This is a genomic window from Dactylosporangium sp. NPDC050588, from assembly GCF_040654975.1.
Taxonomy (GTDB): Bacteria; Actinomycetota; Actinomycetes; order Mycobacteriales; family Micromonosporaceae; genus Dactylosporangium; species Dactylosporangium maewongense.
Window position 1 is genome coordinate 1 of the sequence record NZ_JBFAJA010000032.1, and the last position, 16,518, is coordinate 16,518.

12 protein-coding genes are annotated in these 16,518 nt (G+C 73.3%); 1 reads left to right on the top strand and 11 read right to left on the bottom strand.

Annotated elements, in window-relative coordinates; all coding sequences use genetic code 11:
- The 7 genes from AB0I21_RS22880 to galE form a co-directional block, all read right to left on the bottom strand.
- A partial coding sequence (locus AB0I21_RS22880) for a PQQ-dependent sugar dehydrogenase (RefSeq protein WP_360563952.1) occupies positions 1 to 602 on the bottom strand: 602 nt, incomplete at its 3' end.
- A gap of 407 nt (positions 603 to 1,009) precedes the next feature.
- Positions 1,010 to 1,915 (bottom strand): endo alpha-1,4 polygalactosaminidase, encoded by a 906-nt coding sequence (locus AB0I21_RS22885; protein WP_360563954.1) that lies wholly within the window; start codon positions 1,913 to 1,915, stop codon positions 1,010 to 1,012.
- Entirely contained in the window at positions 1,912 to 2,562 is a 651-nt protein-coding gene (locus AB0I21_RS22890; protein ID WP_344511614.1) for a spherulation-specific family 4 protein, read from the bottom strand. Before AB0I21_RS22890 ends, AB0I21_RS22885 begins: the two co-directional genes overlap by 4 nt.
- On the bottom strand, positions 2,559 to 4,010 hold the full coding sequence (locus tag AB0I21_RS22895; protein ID WP_360563957.1) for a hypothetical protein: 1,452 nt from the start codon (positions 4,008 to 4,010) through the stop codon (positions 2,559 to 2,561). Before AB0I21_RS22895 ends, AB0I21_RS22890 begins: the two co-directional genes overlap by 4 nt.
- A gap of 101 nt (positions 4,011 to 4,111) precedes the next feature.
- Positions 4,112 to 5,575, bottom strand: coding sequence for a GT4 family glycosyltransferase PelF (gene pelF / locus AB0I21_RS22900; RefSeq protein ID WP_360563959.1), 1,464 nt, complete (start codon positions 5,573 to 5,575; stop codon positions 4,112 to 4,114).
- 10 nt (positions 5,576 to 5,585) lie between these two features.
- Entirely contained in the window at positions 5,586 to 7,598 is a 2,013-nt protein-coding gene (locus tag AB0I21_RS22905; protein ID WP_360563961.1) for a hypothetical protein, read from the bottom strand.
- A gap of 199 nt (positions 7,599 to 7,797) precedes the next feature.
- Positions 7,798 to 8,769, bottom strand: a complete 972-nt coding sequence (gene galE, locus AB0I21_RS22910; protein ID WP_360563963.1) for a UDP-glucose 4-epimerase GalE — start codon at positions 8,767 to 8,769, stop codon at positions 7,798 to 7,800.
- A 237-nt stretch (positions 8,770 to 9,006) separates the two neighbouring features.
- On the opposite strand from galE, the gene AB0I21_RS22915 reads away from it, so the two are divergent.
- Positions 9,007 to 10,557 (top strand): GGDEF domain-containing protein, encoded by a 1,551-nt coding sequence (locus AB0I21_RS22915; RefSeq protein ID WP_360563965.1) that lies wholly within the window; start codon positions 9,007 to 9,009, stop codon positions 10,555 to 10,557.
- Positions 10,558 to 11,614: 1,057 nt separating this feature from the next.
- Here AB0I21_RS22915 and hemB read toward each other — a convergent pair.
- The 4 genes from hemB to AB0I21_RS22935 are packed head-to-tail and all read right to left on the bottom strand — an operon-like array spanning position 11,615 to position 16,449.
- Entirely contained in the window at positions 11,615 to 12,595 is a 981-nt protein-coding gene (gene hemB, locus AB0I21_RS22920) for a porphobilinogen synthase (protein ID WP_360563967.1), read from the bottom strand.
- Positions 12,596 to 12,636: 41 nt separating this feature from the next.
- Positions 12,637 to 14,220, bottom strand: coding sequence for a uroporphyrinogen-III synthase (locus tag AB0I21_RS22925; RefSeq protein ID WP_360563969.1), 1,584 nt, complete (start codon positions 14,218 to 14,220; stop codon positions 12,637 to 12,639).
- A complete protein-coding gene (gene hemC / locus AB0I21_RS22930; RefSeq protein WP_360563971.1) occupies positions 14,204 to 15,142 on the bottom strand; it encodes a hydroxymethylbilane synthase in 939 nt (312 codons plus the stop codon). The genes AB0I21_RS22925 and hemC overlap by 17 nt, the downstream gene beginning before the upstream one ends.
- A complete protein-coding gene (locus tag AB0I21_RS22935) occupies positions 15,142 to 16,449 on the bottom strand; it encodes a glutamyl-tRNA reductase (protein WP_360563972.1) in 1,308 nt (435 codons plus the stop codon). The genes hemC and AB0I21_RS22935 overlap by 1 nt, the downstream gene beginning before the upstream one ends.
- Between the last annotated feature and the right edge of the window lie 69 nt (positions 16,450 to 16,518).

The following is a 16,518-nucleotide window of genomic DNA, read 5'->3' on the forward strand; positions in this document are numbered from 1 at the left end:
GGCGAGTAGCCGGCGGAGTCGAACGGGTTGGAGTCGTCGCCGGTCGACAGGTACAGGTTGCCGGCCGCGTCGAAGTCGATGTCGCCGCCGACGTGACAGCAGATGCCGCGGTTCGCGGGCACGTCCAGGATGTTGACCTGGCTGCTCATGTTGACGGTGAAGTTCGCGTTGAGGGTGAACCGGGAGAGGCGGTTGACCCCGGTCCAGGTGGCCCAGTCGGTGGCGGTACCGGTGGCCGGCGCGTCGCCCGCGGGGGTGCTCAGCGGGGGCGCGTAGTACAGGTAGATGTAGCGGTTCGTGGCGAAGTTGGGGTCGGCCGCGACGCCCTGAAGGCCTTCCTCGTCGTGCTGGTAGACCGGGATGTTGGCGATCACCGACGTGGTGCCGTTGGCGTCGGTGCGCCGCAGCGTGCCGTTCCGGGCGGTGTGCAGGACCGAGCGGTCGGGCAGCACCGAGATGGTCAGCGGCTCGCCGACCTCGGGCTCGCCCTTGGCGAGGGTGACCTGCTGGAAGTCGGCCGCGTTGATCGCCGCCGCCGCGGGCGCGGCCTGGACCGCCAGAGCGCTGGCGCTCGCCGCAACAAGGAGCAGGGCGGCACTCATCGGCCGCCATCGATGACTTGAGGGTTGTAGGTTCACTGTGTCCCTTCCTGACTGAACGTGCCAGGCAGGGCGCGCGCCGCCGCGCCGGATGCCGTATGCCTCCGCAACACAGGCATGCCCATCGATGCATCCGCTGCCGCCGGATAACATCGATGAAACACTCCAGTGTCGTGGGGGACACACTAGGAGCTTCGAACCAACCTGTCCACACTTTCCGTCGCGTTGGCATGAACTTTTGTCCCGCTAACCAAAAGTCACCGCCCGCTACGTCTGCGCGCATGCATTATGATGGGTGGCGTCACCGACAAGAAATTTGGTCGGTGGTGCTAAGGTTGCAGGTAAAGCAGCGCGCCGCCACCGGCCTGGCTCCGTGCCGACTCGGCGGGCCGCGGAGGGGGCGGCGCAGGTCAGCAGGGCTGGCGCCAGGCGTCGAGGTCTTGCTTCTTCTTCATCGACGAGAAGCGCAGGGCGGTGGTCTTCGGGCAGAACTTGGCGGTGTCGACGTCGTACTCGACGTGGAAGACGGGCTTGCCGGCGGCGATGAAGACCTTGAGGGTGTCGCACTCGTCGTAGTGGGCGCACTCCTCGTTGACCGCGAAGTCGAACGCCGGGGCGAGGGCGGCGGCCTGCTCGACGTCGTTCTTCAGGCCCACCGCGAGGCCGAGGCGGTGGGCGAGGTCGGCGATGCGGCGGTTGAAGGTGAGCTGGTCCTCGGCGGTGAGGGGGAAGCCGCTGTTGTTGGCGTAGCCGTCGACGTTGTCGGGCTCGACGGCGTCGAAGCCCTTCTCCTTGCACACCTTGAAGCGGGCCTCGAGCAGCGGTGCCAGGGTGTCCCAGCGGCGGATGTCGAGCCACTTCTCCCCCGGCCAGCCCTCCAGGCCCTTGCCGCGCACCGACTCGGGGAAGTTGCCGGCGTCGGCGCGGAAGTCCTCGTGGGCGCCGGCGTTCACATAGCAGATGACGCGACGGCCGGCGGCCTTGAGCTTCGCCACCTCGGCGGCCGAGGTGGTGACGGCGTCGACGTCGTACACGTCGACGGCCACCGACGTGTCGAGCGTGCCGGTCAGCTGCCATTGCCAGGTGAGGCCGACGGCCGGCTTCCACCAGCCGGCAGAAGAAGGCGACGACGTGGCCGGCGCTGAAGATGCCGGCGCGGAGCCGAGACCGCCGTAATCGGACGGGGGCACCGCGGCGGTCTTCGGGGTGCCCCGGCCCTCGTCGGGGTCGCCGCCGGTGCCGGTGCACGCGGCCGCGTACAGGACGGTCAGCATGACGAGGCCGAACAGGGCGAGGCGGAGCCGCCGGTCGGTCACCGCGCGGCCGCCGCGCGCTGCCGGACGACCGTCGGGATCCCCTCGTACGGCAGGGGGGCGACGAGGTCGGTGACGAGGCCGTGCGGGGCGCGGGACAGCAGCAGCGCGGTGGCGGCGCCGATCCGCTCCGTGGGGACGCCGTAGACGAGGTGCGCGGCGTTGGGCCAGTCGCGGCCGTCGGGCAGCCCGTACGCGGGTGGGGCGTCCACATAGGACTCCCAGGGGCCTTCGAAGGTGCAGACCACGTCGGCGAGGTCGGCGTAGCCGGGCAGGCAACGGGTGCCGGGGTTGAGGACCACCGATCCGCGCACCGCCCGCACCACCTGTGTCACGTAGGCGAGGCCGGCCGCGTCGGCCGGCACCTGGTCGAAGAAGATACCGCCGACCGGGTACCGGGCCCAGCCGACGATGTCGCACCACACCTCACCGTTGGCGCGGCGGCCGTAGTCGAGGTCGACGTAGCCGAGCATGCGCACGCCGGAGCGGTGCAGGCGGGCGGTCGCGACCGCGTACACCTCGTCGCGCTCGGCGCCGCCGGGGCCGTTGTGGACGTTGACGATCGCGGTGGGGCGTTCGGTGCTGCGGCACAGCGCCTCCCACGCGTCGGGGTCGGCCAGCGGGTGGACGTACATCGGCAGGAGCATCATCGGTAACTCTCCGGGTCACGCAGGACGAGCGCCGCGACGGCGAGGCCGGGCAGCCCCGCGCCGAGCAGGGTCGCGACGGCGAGGGTTTCGGTGAACGTGGGGGCCACGTGCACCAGGGCGGGCGCCCAGTGCCCGACGCCCGCGACGAGCAGCGTCGGCCACCAGACGACGAGGGCGGCGGTGCCCGCCCGGCCGTGGGCGGCGAGGACGAGGCACAGGGCGTACACGCCGGTGAGCAGGATCGCGGCGGCGAGCGGCTGCCCGCCTGGGCCGCTGATCCCGACCCACACGGCGCCGGCGATCGCGGCCCCGAGCGCGACGGGGACGCTCAGCACCCCGACGGTGCTTCTGCTGATGCGGGCGAGCCGCCGGTCGAACGCGGCGCGGTCGGCGAGGACGGCCCGCGCGTACGCGATGCGCCGCTGATGCCAGACCAGCGTCAGCTCGATGAGCGGGACGCCGACGAGCAGCGGGACCGCCTGGACCGGCACCCGGTGCGGGGCGATCCCGTCGAGGGCGACGGCCCGCAGCAGCGCCGCCTGGCCGGTGCCGACGAGGCCGTAGAGCAGCGCGTAGCCGATGTCGCCGCGCCACGACCGCCACCGCCGCCACGGCATCCGGCCGCTGACGTCCGCGCCGGCGACGGGGCGGAACGCGACGGCGAGCAGGGCCACGACCCCGCCCAGCAGCGCGGTCACCGCCCAGGTCCCGGCCCCGAGCGCGACGCAGGCGGTGGCGACCCAGCAGGGCGCGGCGGCGGCGAGGACGACCCGTTCGCGGCGGGTGACGAGCGCGACGGCGGCGACCGCGAACAGGGCGAGTTGCACTCCGGCGATCGTGTACGCGCGGACCCCGCTGCCGGCGAGCGCGACGGCCCAGACCGCGGCGAGGCCGAGGAACCCGGCGCCGAGCAGGCGGGCGGCGGCGGTGACACCCCGCTCCGACAGCGCCCGGTAGCCGAGGTACGACAGCGCCTGCCCGCCGCCCCAGCCGAGCAGCAGCGTGCCGGTCGTCGCGAGCGGTGGGGCGCCGTCGACCTCGGCCGCCGCGCCGAGGCCGATCGCGAGCGGGGTCAGGTAGATCGTCGCGCGGGTCAGCGTGTCGGTGATGACCGCGCGGGGCGTCGGCCCGTCCTCCAGGGGCGTGGCCTGCACGACCGTGGCGGCGGTTTCGACGGTACGGGCAACGACCCGCCCGGCCAGCGCGAACACCGACGGCAGGCCGTACTCCCGGTCGGCGACGCGGTCGTTGATGCCGTTGGCCTCGAGGATCGCGGCGACCTCGTCGATGTCGACGGCGGCGACGCAGTCCTCCAGCATCCGGTCGGCGAGCGCGGCGACCGGGTCGGTGGAGACCCGCCCGACGTACCGCAGCGACTCGCCGCGTTCCAGCGCCGGCGGCCGCGCCCGCCGCTGCATCGGCACGACGAGCAGCGAATCAGCACTCATGCGGGCACCTTCCCGAGGGCGACCCGAAGAAGCTCATGCCGCCACCTCCGCTGTGCTCCGGCCGGCTCACGCCGGCACCTTCCCGCGCCACCCGAAGCAGCTCATGCGGGCACCAGGACGGGGTCGGGGACGGGTGCCGAGGCGGTGCCGCGGTGGCCGGTCAGTCGCTGGTACCGGCCGCGGTACGCCGACAGGCAGCGGTCCAGCGTGTACTCCTTCAGCGCCCGTTCCTGACCGGCGCGGCCGGTCGCCGCCCGCAGCTTGGGCGAGGTGAGCAGCGCGACGCACGCCTCGCCGAACGCCTGCGGGTCGCGGGGCGGCACGACGAGCCCCGCGTCGCCGACGGCCTCGGCGACGCCGCCGACGTCGGTGCTGACCGTCGGCCGGCCGCACATCATCGCCTCCAGCACCGTGTACGGCATGCCTTCGGAGATGCTGGACAGCGCCGCGACCTGCCCCTCGGCGAACGCGTCCCGGCTGGACGCGCACGGCCCGGCCCAGGTGACCGCGTCGGTGAGGCCGAGCTCGGCGGCGGTGTCCCGGCAGGCCGCCGCGTAGGCCTCGTTGCCGGCCGGGACGGGGCCGGCGAGGTGGAGCCGGGCGTCGGGCACCTTCGCCCGGACCACCGCGAGGGCGCGGATGAGGGTTTCGAGGTCCTTGAGCGGGTCGATCCGCCCGACCCAGGAGATGACCGGCCCGGCCGGCTCCTCGGGCAGCGGCGGGAAGCGGGCCGGGTCGACGCCGTTGCCGATGACGGCGAGCTTCGCCGGGTCGGCGCCGTGCCGGACCGCCCACCGCGAGTTGAACCCGCTGACGGGGGTGATGAGGTCCGACTCCCAGTACGCCAGCCGGGCGAGCGCGCGGTGGAAGCGCAGCAGCGCCGTCTTCACGCCGGGTGACTGGTCGCCGGCGCTGAGGTAGCGCTCCCGGAGGTACACGCCGTGCTCCGTCATCATGAACGGCACCCCGAGGCGCCATTTCGCGGCGAGGGCGACCATGGCCGACAGGCCGTTGGCGTTGGCGTGGACGAGGTCCGCGTCCGGCGGGATCTCGGCGGCGAGCGGGCGGAGCGCGTGCTCCACCAGTACACCGGCGACATCCGCGTCGCGAAGGGTCAGCCGCGGCAGGTGGATGCCGTCGGACCTGGCCCGCGCCCACGCGTCCAGCAGGACGTCCGCGAGCCTGGCGCCGGCCAGTGGATGCCGTCCGCCGCGGGCGGGCAGGAACCGCCCCGGGCGGGGCCGCGCGAGCTCGGCGAGCTCACGCAGCCCCTCGGAGAACACGACCAGGTCGGCCGCGGTTTCGCCGAGCATGCCCCGGCACAGCCTGGCGGCGGCCCGTTCGGGTCTGCCGCGGGCGGGCCGGGCGGCGCCCCAGACCGGGACCGCGGTCAGCGACCGGACGTTGCCGGGCAGCTGGACCGCGGGCCGGTCCGGTTCGGTGCCGACGATGGCGACGAGGTCCCAGTCCACCTCGGACAGTCCGCGGACCAGCTGGTCGCACCAGGTGCTGACGCCGCCGGTGACGTACGGGTAGGTGCCTTCGTTGACGAGCACGACACGCACGGCGCGGACCTCAGGCCGGCAGCCGCAGCTGCTGCGACGCGCCGCGGCCGAGGCTCCGCCAGGTGGAGCGTTCGCCGCCGTACGGGTCGCCGAAGTTGCCGCCGACGACCTCGATGCCGAGCACCGACATGCTGATGACCTTGGTGCCGTTCGGCATGGTCATGGGCACGTCGAGGGCGCCGCCGGCCCGGTTGACGACGGTGACCCGGCCGTCGAGCGTGTACGCCTCCACGGCCCGGCTCCTCAGCGCCGCCGTCCACGCCGCCTGCCGCTTGTTCTGCAGCGCGGTCTCGGCGAACTTCGGGTTCACGACCGGGGTGGCGCTCGTGTAGGTCGCGGTGTAGCGGGCGAGGACCGCGTCGAGGACCGGGTAGAGGATGCGGTCCTCGGCGAGGTTCGACTGGTGCGCGTAGTGCGGTGCCGGGCTGGTGGAGACCACGTGGTCGTAGGCGATGCGGGCCTCGACCGGCACGATGTAGGTGTCGAAGCCGTTGGCGCCGAGCGGGGTGATGCAGGTGGAGGCGGGGTTGTTCTCGCAGATGCCGCTGCCGCCGTGGGCCCGGCTGGTGTAGATCCAGTTGTACTCGTCGACCTCTTCGGCCTTCGTCGCCACGTTGTAGTAGATGTTCATCGGGTAGCGGGGCACGGTGACGGCGTTGCCGACGGCGCGGGTGGTCTGCTCCCGGGAGGCGTCGGAGGCGATGTACTTGACGCCGGTGCCGTTCAGCGCGGGCGCGAGGTTCGGGTTGTCGGCCGGCATCTGCGGCAGCGTCTTCAGGCCGGAGTGCTCGCCGGTGACGAGCTCGGCGGCGTCGACGGTGATGCCTTTGCTCTTCGCCCAGTCGATGTTGCGCTTGATCTGGGCGGTGATGTCGGCCTGCGACGTCCACCGGGTGGCGCCGTAGCCGTCGGTCGCGCATTTCCACGGCAACACGGTGAAGTCCTGGACGCAGCCGAGGTACGGGTGCTCGTAGGTGTGGTTGATCCAGCGGAACTGGTTCTTGTTGGTCACCATGGCGGTGGTCAGCGGGTCGCCGGCGCCGGCCTCGACGCTGCCGCCGCCGTTGAACGCGATGTCGAGCTTGAGGTCGTTGGCCTGCTGCCAGGCGATGAGTGCCTGCACGTCGGCGGGTGTCATCCGGATCGTCGTGTTTTCGATCCCGGGGCCGCAGTCGTCGCCGACGGTGCAGTTGTGCGTGGTGTCCCACCGGTCGTCGGGCAGGAGCACGTCGTCGACGTGGACGCTGAGGAAGTTGCGGGTGTTGCCGAGGTGGACGCCCTTGGTGAGCCAGGTGATCAGGCCGTGGCCGAGCTCCATCGCGTGTGTCTGGTAGCGGTTGGCGGCGAGCGTGACGACGAGCTCCTCGCGGCCGTCGTGGGTGTAGACGCCCATCAGCGAGCCGGTCGGGGCGTTGGGCACCGAGCCGGTGACGAGCGGCGTGAAGGTCGCGCCTTCCCGCCGGGTGCCGAGGTACCCGTAGGACTCGATGACGGCCGGGTCGCGGTCGTCGATGCGGACGGTGCCCTTGAGGTAGCCGAAGCCGGCGGCCTTGCCGGCGTCGGTGACGGTCATCGTCGCGCCGTCGAGCACGCCGCTCCAGGCGAGGTCCTGCCCGACGTTCGGGTTCGCCCACGTGTACGCGTCGATCTGGCGGATCTTGAACTCGCGTTCGAAGTCGGCGAGGGCGGTCGCCTCGGTGCCGGTGACCGCGCTCTCGTTCGGCACGATCACGCCCTGGAACTTGGCCCGCCGCACGCCGCTGACGGAGTCGGCGAGGAACGCGGGCGTGATCCGGGCCCGGCCGGCGTCGGCGAGCTGCAGCGCGTCGTGGGGGACGCCTTCGCGGTCGAGCTGGGCGCGGAGCATGTCGACGCCGGTGCTGCCGTCGTCGAGCACGAGGACCCGCAGGTCGATGCGCTGGCGGGGTTCGGCGGCGAGCGCCGGCGGGGCGAAGACGAGGCCGGTGAGGCCGACGAGCGCGCAGGCACCGGTGATGGCTCGCCGGCGGATCCGGAACTTCAACGTGCTGCTCCTTCGGGCGGGGGGTTTCGCTGTTCGCTGTCGCTTGTCCGTGCTTTCGTTCGGCAGGTGTACGAGCAGGTGCCGCGGCGGGGCGGGTCAGGCACCCTGGCCTGGGGCTCCGCGATCGGGGGCGGCGGGCGGGCCCCCTCTTCGAGGGGGTGGCGGGCCGGTCAGGCCCTTCGAGGGGGCGGCGGGCGGGTCAGGCGGCCTGGGGTTCCGCGACGGCGGTGGCGGCGGCGCTGCGGACGATCTCGTCGAGGTCGTGGCGGGCGCGCCAGCCGAGCAGCTCGTGGACCCGGGCCGGGGAGGCGACGACCGCCGCGGGGTCGCCGGTCCGGCGGGGCGCCACGACGTACGGCAGCGGCAACCGCAACGCGCCGGACACCGCGGCGATCATCTGCAGCACCGAGGCGCCCTCGCCGCGACCGATGTTGAGGACCTCGTCGTGGAGCTCGCCGTCCCTGAGCGCCAGCGCCGCGTGGGCGTGGGCCTCGGCGATGTCGGCGACGTGGACGTAGTCGCGCACGGCGGTGCCGTCGGGCGTCGGGTAGTCGTCGCCGTAGACGACCGCCGGGAGGCCCTCGGCGGCCGCCCGCAGCAGTCGCGGCACGAGGTTGGTGCCGCCGTGGTCGCGCAGGTGCGGGGCGCCGGCGCCGGCGACGTTGAAGTAGCGCAGCGCCGCCCAGCCGAACCCGGCGCTGGCGGCCGCGTCGCACAGCATCCATTCACCGATCAGCTTGGTGCGCCCGTACGCGTTCTCGGGTGCCGTGCGGGCCAGTTCGCTGACCGGCGAGCAGGTCGGCGTGCCGTAGACGGCGGCGCTGGAGGAGAACAGGACCGACCGGGTGCCGGTCGCGGCGACGGCGGCGAGGACGGACCGCAGCCCGTCGAGGTTGTCCTGGTAGTAGCGCAGCGGGTGGGCGGTCGACTCGGCGACGTCCTTGCGGGCGGCCAGGTGGATGACGCCGTCGGGCTGGAAGCGGCGGAACAGGTCGCGCATCGTGGTGCTGTCGCGCACGTCGGCGCGCACCAGCGGCACCCCGAGCGGCAGGCGGGCGGCGCGCCCGGTCGACAGGTCGTCGACGACGACCGATTCGACCCCGGACGCCCCGAGGGCGGTGACGACGTGCGCGCCGATGTACCCGGCGCCTCCAGTGACAAGCCATCTCACGATGGGGGCAACGAGGGTCTATCACTACGAATCGGGCAACTGTCGGGTTCCTGACACTTGGAACACCCAAAAGTCCGACCGAAGTCCCCCCAGTTTGCCCGCATCTTCGACCCCGGTCTTCCGTTTTGTCCGTTTTACCCCTGTTCGAGTGAGAGGCGCGTCGCAAGGCTCATGCCGGCCGTCGCGCTGCCGACGTCTCTGGTCGGAACGACGACCACGACCGGACGGGGGAGGCACGTGACTGAGGCTCGGCTGCCGATCCCGCTGTGGCCCTTCGGACCGCACCACGACCTGGCACTGCAGGTGCACGAGCTGACCGTGCACGGCCGCAACTCCGAGGCGCTCGAGCTCGCCGACCGGCTCGAACACGTCGTCGCCATCCTCGGCGACGACCGCAGCGCCGGCATGATCCGCCAGGGCCGCCTGTACGCGCTGATCAGCCTCGGCCGGCTGCACGAGGCCCTGGAGGAGGCCGACCGCCTCCTGCAGATGCACCGCGCCGCCGGCACCCGCACCGGCGAGGCGAAGATCCTCGCCGACACCGCCGAGATCCTGATCAAGCTCGGCCTGCTCGACGAGGGCCTGCACCACCTCGCGAGCGCCCTGCGGCTGATGGAGACCATTCCGCGCGGCAACGTGCGGTACATCTCCGCGATGTCGTCGGTCAGCGAGGCCGCGCGCGCCGCCGAGCTGTACGAGCTGGCCGACGAGGTGTCCGCGTTCGCCGTCGAGTCCTTCAGCCCCGGCACCGACCAGCGCGCCGCCGCCGAGCTGCAGCGCGCCGAGCTGCTTCTCGAGTGGGGCCTGCGACTGGAGCACGTCGGCCTGGTGGAGGAGGCGAACGTGCGCTTCGCCCGCAGCGTCAGCCTCGTCCGGTACTGGGTGCAGAACCACTTCCACGACGCGCCGCTCGCCACCGTCCTCTACACGCTCGGCCTGGTGAAGATCGGCGCCGTCGACCAGGCCCTCGTCCTCGCCGACTCGCTGGTCGTGCCGCTGCGCACCAACGGCCACGAGCACGAGGCGCGCCTGGCCCACCTCGCGTACGGCATCGCCCTGCGCTGCACTGGCCGCCTCCGCGAGGCCCGCCGCGAGTTCCTCGCCGCCGACGAGCTGGCCCCGCTGAGCCCGCAGCGGCTGATCTTCCAGTACGAGCTGGCCCTCCTCGCCGCCGCCGAGCTCCCCGGCGACTCCACCGGCGCTCTGCTCAACGCGGTCCGCGCCCACGCCCGCCACCTGTGGCGGCTCCGCCTGGAGCGCCGCTCGATGCTCCAGCAGGCCCGCCGCCGCGTCGACCTGGAGGCCGCCCGCGCCCGCGCCGACCGCGTGGCCGCGTCGGACGCCCTGACCGGCCTCGGCAACCGCCGCCAGTTCGACCGTCAGCTGGCCGGCGTCGCAGGCACCCTGGTCCTACTTTTAGTGGACATTGACCACTTTAAGGGCATAAACGACCGCTTCTCCCACATCGTCGGCGACCGCGTCCTGCGCGAGATCGCCGCCATCCTGCGCTCCCACTGCCGCCCCGAGGACACCGCCGTCCGCCTCGGCGGCGACGAGTTCGCCCTCTTCCTGCGCACCGACCTGCCGACCGCCGCCCGCATCGGCGAACGCATCCTCAACGTCGTCACCGCCCGCGACTGGAACCAGCTGGCGTTCGGCCTGCACGTCACGCTGAGCATCGGCGTGGCTGCCCTCGACGACGGCATGGACGGCCGCGAACTCTACGACCTCGCCGACCGCAACCTCTACACCGCCAAACGCACCGGCCGCGACCGCCTCGCCGCCTGACCCGCACTCCCCCGCCCACCGCTGCTCAGGCGCGACCCGCCCCGGGCCACCCGGGGGCAACGTGACCACCTCGCCGCCTGACCTGCGCTTCCACGCCCACCGCTGCCCGGCGCGACCAGCCTGCCGCGCCGCCGGACTCGCGCATTCACGCCGATCCGGACCGCCAACCCGCCAAACCACCGCCCGACCCACGCCTCCCGACCAGCCCAAACACCGCCGCCAGCGCGACTGACCCCAGCCTGCCGTCCGACTTCCGCAATCACGCCGCTCCCGACCGCCCTGCCGGCACATCGCCGCACGACCCGCGCTCCATGACTTTTCACGGCCTGCCCATCCCCGGCGGTGCCAGCGCGGCCCCGACCGCAGCGGCGCCTGAACCGCGTTTCATGCTCCTTCTCGGCCGACCCACCCGCGGACGATGCCGGCCGGGCCGAGCCGGCTGAACACGGCGGCGGCCACCAATCGCCGGTCTCCAGGCGCTGCGCTGGTGCGGCCGGGCGAACTCCCGCTGCCCTGCGAGCCGGACCGCCACCAGCACGGCCAGCCTGCCGCCATCAGGCCCCGGTGGCCGAGGTTGTAGCGATGCCCGTCCGCCTCGGCGGCGGCAGTGGAACTCCATGGATGCCGGGCGAGCAGGTCGTCGCCGGCCGCACCGATTGGCGTCGCGACTGGAAACTACCTCCCACGCGCTGCACCACCCCGATCACCAAGGCCCGACCGGCCGGCGCAGCCACCCCAGCCCAGCCCAGCCACCCCAGCCACCCCAGCCCAGCCAGCTCAGCCATCCAGCTCAGCCATCCAGCCCGCTCGGGTTGGGCCGACCGGACCGCTGGCAAGCCTGTCTCGCCCGGTCCGGGGACACGCGCGGGCGCGGGGGCGGGAGCTGCTCAGGAGGGTCCGGGCCGCTCAGCGAGGCAGGCGGTCCGGTGGGTGTCGGAGCAGGTGCGAGGTCTGACGGCCGGTGGGCGTTCCGCTCTATCCCAGCCTAGACCCGGCTTCCAAACCGGCGAACCGCATCGTCACCCGGTGTGACCGGGGTGAGTTGACAAAAGGCGGGTCAGGCGCGGAGCAGGCGGGCGGCGTCCACGGCCCAGTAGGTGAGGATGAGCTGGGCGCCGGCGCGGCGGATGGAGGTGAGGGTCTCCAGGATGACGCGGTCGCGGTCCAGCCAGCCGTTGGCGACGGCGGCCTCGACCATCGCGTACTCGCCCGAGACCTGGTAGGCGGCGACGGGCACGTCGACCGCGGCGGCGACCTTCGTGAGGACGTCCAGGTACGGCAGGGCCGGCTTGACCATGACCATGTCGGCGCCCTCGGCGATGTCGAGGGCGACCTCGCGGAGGGCCTCGCGCAGGTTGCCGGGGTCCTGCTGGTACGACTTGCGGTCGCCGACGAGGGCGGACTCGACGGCCTCGCGGAAGGGGCCGTAGAAGGCGCTGGCGTACTTCGCCGCGTAGGCCAGCTGGGCGACCTCGGTGAAGCCGGCCTCGTCCAGGGCGCGGCGGACGACGCCGACCTGGCCGTCCATCATGCCCGAGGGGCCGAGGACGTGAGCGCCGGCAGAGGCCTGGGCGACCGCCATCGTGGCGTACGCCTCGAGGGTGGCGTCGTTGTCGACCGTGCCGTCGGCGGCGAGCAGGCCGCAGTGGCCGTGTGACGTGAACTCGTCCAGGCAGAGGTCGCTCATGATGACGGTGGCGTCGCCGACCTCGGCGGCGAGGTCGCGGATGGCGACGTTGAGGATGCCGTTGGGGTCGGTACCGGCGGAGCCCTGCGGGTCCCGGGAGGTGGGCACGCCGAAGAGCATGATGCCGCCGACCCCTGCCTGGACCGCCTCGACGGCGGCCTTCCGCAGGGATTCGCGGGAGTGCTGGACGACGCCGGGCAGCGACGAGATCGGCCGCGGCTCGGTGAGGCCCTCTTTGACGAACATGGGCAGGATGAGGTTCGACGGCTCGACGTGCGTTTCGACGACGAGCCGTCGCATCGCTGGGGTACGACGCAGCCTGCGTGGGCGGACGGTCGGGTAACCAGCCATGGCGAACCCCCTACGAAAACCTGCGGAAAAACGGGAACGACCTAACGGAACCGGAGCGCGGTCGGGCCCTGGACCTTGGAGCCGCGGCGCTGCTTGGCAGGCATCGCGGCGAGCTTCTCGCGCAGTTCCACGGCGTAGCCGGCGAGGGCTTCGACGAGGTCGGGCACGGAGGCGTGCGGCGGCTGGACGTCCACGCGGAGACCGAACTCGACGGCGGTGTCAGCGGTCTTGGGACCGATGACGGCGACGACGGTGCGGGCGTGCGGCTTGCCGGCGATGCCGACGAGGTTGCGGACGGTGGAGGACGAGGTGAAGAGCACCGCGTCGAAGCCGCCGGACTTGATGGCGTCGCGGATGTCCGCCGGCGGCGGGGCCGCGCGGACGGTCCGGTACGCGGTGACGTCGTCGACCTCCCAGCCGAGCTCGGTGAGCCCGGCGGCGAGGGTCTCGGTGGCGATGTCGGCGCGGGGCAGGAGCACCCGGCCGACCGGGTCGAGGATCTCGTCGTGCGGGGAGAACTCGGCGAGGAGCCCTTCGGAGGACTGGTCGCCGGCGGGGATGAGCTCGGGGACGATGCCGAAGCCGCGGACGGCCTCGGCGGTCGCCTCGCCGATGCAGGCGACCTTCACGCCGCCGAAGTGGCGGGCGTCGAGGCCGTGCTCGGCGAACTTCTCCCAGACGGCGCGGACGGCGTTGACCGACGTGAAGACGGTCCAGGCGTAGCGGCCGTCCACGAGGCCCTTGATCGCGCGTTCCATCTGGGCGGGTGTACGGGGCGGCTCGACCGCAATGGTCGGCACCTCGCACGGAATGGCCCCGTAGGCGCGCAGGCGCTCGCTCATCGCGCCGGCCTGCTCCTTGGTGCGGGGGACGAGGACCTTCCACCCGTACAGGGGGCGGTTCTCCCACCAGCCGAGCTTCTCACGCTGGGCGACGCCGGCGCCGAGGCACAGGACGACCCGGCCGGCGAAGCCGAGCGCGGCGGCGACCATGCTGTCGACGGTCGTGGCGGAGCTGTACTGGGTCTCGCCGGTGCCGTCGCCGGTGACGGAGACGGGCGTGGCGGGGTCGACGCCGGCGGCGAGGAGGCCGTCGCGGACCGCGGCGAGGTCACCGGCGTCGACGGCGACGGCCGAGGAGCCCCGGCTGACGGCGGCGGCGATGGACTCGAAGTCGACGTGCTGGACGTCGTCGACGTCGGCGGTGACGCGGACCCCAGGGAGGGGGACGCCGGCGTACGTGGCGACGCCCGCCGCCTGTCCGATGCCGGGGACGACCTCGAACGGGACGGCGGTGCGGGCGACGGCCTGCACCTCCTTGAGCACCGTGTCGTGGGCGAGCGGGTCGCCGCCGACGAGGTGGATGGCGCGCAGCCCGGACCGGGCCGCGGACAGCAGCACCTTGGCGACGTCGCCGGGCGCTCCCTCGGCCGGGGAGAACTGCGTCTCGGGGTCGGCTTCGGCGCGGATCACGCTGAGCAGCGACTCGGGGACGTTGCGGTCGTGGACGATGTGGTCGGCGGACACCAGCGCCTCATGGGCGCGACGCGTCAGCAGGCCTGGATCGCCGGGGCCGGCCCCGACGAAGGCGATCCGGCCGGTGCTGCCCTTACGGGTGCGGGTCATGCTGCACTCCCAGTGCGTTGTCGGCGCCTTCTTCGCGTAGGTCGCGGGCCAAGGCTCGGCCCACCTCCGCGGCGTCGGCGAGCGTTCCGGTGCGCGACAGCCGGAGGGCGAACCCGCCGTCCGGGCTGAAGACGGCACCGCGCAGATAGATCTCCGGGCCGTCGTCGCCTTCTGCGACCTCGGCCAGTGCCGCGATCGGGGCGGAGCATCCCGCCTCGAGCTCGGCCAAGAGCGCCCGCTCGGCGGTGACCGCCGCGCGGGTGTATTCGTCGTCGAGCGCGGCGAGGAGGTCGCGCAGCTCGGCATCGTCTTCTCGGCATTCGACCGCGAGTGCGCCCTGCGCGGGGGCGGGCAGCATCAGCAGCGGGTCGAGGACCTCGGTGGCTTCGCCGCCGCGGCCGAGGCGGGCCATGCCGGCGTGAGCGAGGACGATCGCGTCGTACTCGCCTTCGGCGAGCTTGCGGAGGCGGGTGTCGACGTTGCCGCGCAGCGGGAGCGGCTCGAAGTGGCGGCCGAGCGCGTTGAGCTGTGCGATGCGGCGGAGTGCGCCGGTGCCGATGCGCGCGCCGACGGGCAGCTCGTTGAGGGTGAGGCCGTCGCGGGCGACGAGGGCGTCGCGGGGGTCGTGGCGCGGCGGGATCGCGGCGACGACGAGCCCGTCGGCGGGGGCGGTCGGCAGGTCCTTGTAGGAGTGGACCGCGAAGTCGATCTCCTTGGCGAGCAGGGCGTCGCGGAGTGCGGACACGAAGACGCCGACGCCGAGGGTCTGGATGGGCGCGCTGGAGCGGTCGCCGGGGGTGACGATCTCGACGAGCTCCACGTCGCGGCCGGTGCGGTCGCGCACGGCCTGGGCGACGGTGCCGGACTGCGCCATGGCGAGGGCGCTGCCCCGGGTGCCGAGTCGCAACGGGTTGGTGGACATCAGGGGTGCACCTCGCCTGCGGCGGCCGGGTCGATGTCGGCGGTGGGGATCTGCAGATCGAATAGTTCCCGGAGCGCCTGAGCATATGCCTCGCCGCCGGGTTCGGCGGCAAGTTGGCGCACGCGGACGGTCGGCTGGTGGAGGAGCCGCTGGACGATCCGGTGGACGCTGTGGGCCACCTCGGCGCGGTGGCCGTCGGTGAGCTCGGGGCAGCGCTGGGCGAGCCGGCCGAGCTCGGCCTCGACGACCTCGTCGGCGCGGGCGCGCAGGGCGGCGACGGTGGGCGCGACGTCGGCGCCGCGCAGCCAGGTGAGGAAGGCCTCGACCTCGCCGGCGACGATGTCCTCGGCGGCGCGCTGCTCGGCGTCGGCGGTGGTGGACAGCGAGGTCGACAGCAGCTCGATGTCGACGAGGGTGACGCCGGGCAGGTCGCCGACGCCGGGGGCGACGTCCCGCGGCAGCGCGAGGTCGAGCACGAGCAGTGATTCACGGGAGCCGGAGAGCGCGGCGCCGACCAGGGCGGCGTCGAGGACGGGCTCGGGTGAGGCGGTGGCGCTGACGACGACGTCGACCTGCTCCAGTGCGGTCGGCAGGGTGGCGTACGGCACAGCGACGGCACCGTGCAGCTCGGCGAGGCGTTCGGCCCGCTCGTGGCTGCGGTTGGTGACGTACAGGGGGTGCGCGCCGGACCGGCGCAGCGTGGCGAGCGACAGGGCGCCCATGGCGCCGGCGCCGATGACGAGCGCGGGGCGGCCTTCGACGGGGCCGGTGGCGCCCTGGCCGTATGCGAGGGCGGCGCTGACGACGCTCTGCCCGGCGCGGTCGATCTCGGTCTCGGCGTGGACCCGCTTGCCGACGCGCAGCGCCTGCTGCAGCAGCTCGTGCAGGACGCGGCCGGCGGTGCCGTGTTCGGCGGCGGCGCCGTATGCGTCGCGGAGCTGGCCGAGGATCTGGGCCTCGCCGACGACCATGGAGTCGAGGCCGGCGGCGACGCGGAAGGCGTGCCGGACGGCGTCGACCTCGTAGTGGACGTAGAGCTGGCTGGCCAGGTCGCCGACGGTGGTGCCGGACCGTGCGGCGAGGACGCCGCCGATGTCGGCGAGCGCGCCGTGGAAGGCGGTGACGGCGGCGTAGATCTCGACCCGGTTGCAGGTCGACAGGACGACGACCTCGTCGACGTACGGCTGGGCGACGAGCTCACGCAGGAGGGTGGGCAGCTGCTCGCCGGTGACGGCGAGGCGCTCCAGCAGGGGCACCCCGGCGGTCCGGTGCGAGATGCCGACGACGAGCAGGTTGGATCCGTTCATGCCGTCACCTGCGCTGCGCTGCGGCGCCGGCCTGATCCGGCGCCGAGCCGCTGGTGGACGGCTGCTCCG

Bases quoted from the DNA above. Each gene is read 5' to 3' on its own strand.
- AB0I21_RS22890 (WP_344511614.1), bottom strand. From the start codon at position 2,562: ATGATGCTCCTGCCGATGTACGTCCACCCGCTGGCCGACCCCGACGCG.
- AB0I21_RS22935 (WP_360563972.1), bottom strand. From the start codon at position 16,449: ATGAACGGATCCAACCTGCTCGTCGTCGGCATCTCGCACCGGACCGCC.
- hemB (WP_360563967.1), bottom strand. From the start codon at position 12,595: ATGGCTGGTTACCCGACCGTCCGCCCACGCAGGCTGCGTCGTACCCCA.
- AB0I21_RS22895 (WP_360563957.1), bottom strand. From the start codon at position 4,010: ATGAGTGCTGATTCGCTGCTCGTCGTGCCGATGCAGCGGCGGGCGCGG.
- hemC (WP_360563971.1), bottom strand. From the start codon at position 15,142: ATGTCCACCAACCCGTTGCGACTCGGCACCCGGGGCAGCGCCCTCGCC.
- AB0I21_RS22925 (WP_360563969.1), bottom strand. From the start codon at position 14,220: ATGACCCGCACCCGTAAGGGCAGCACCGGCCGGATCGCCTTCGTCGGG.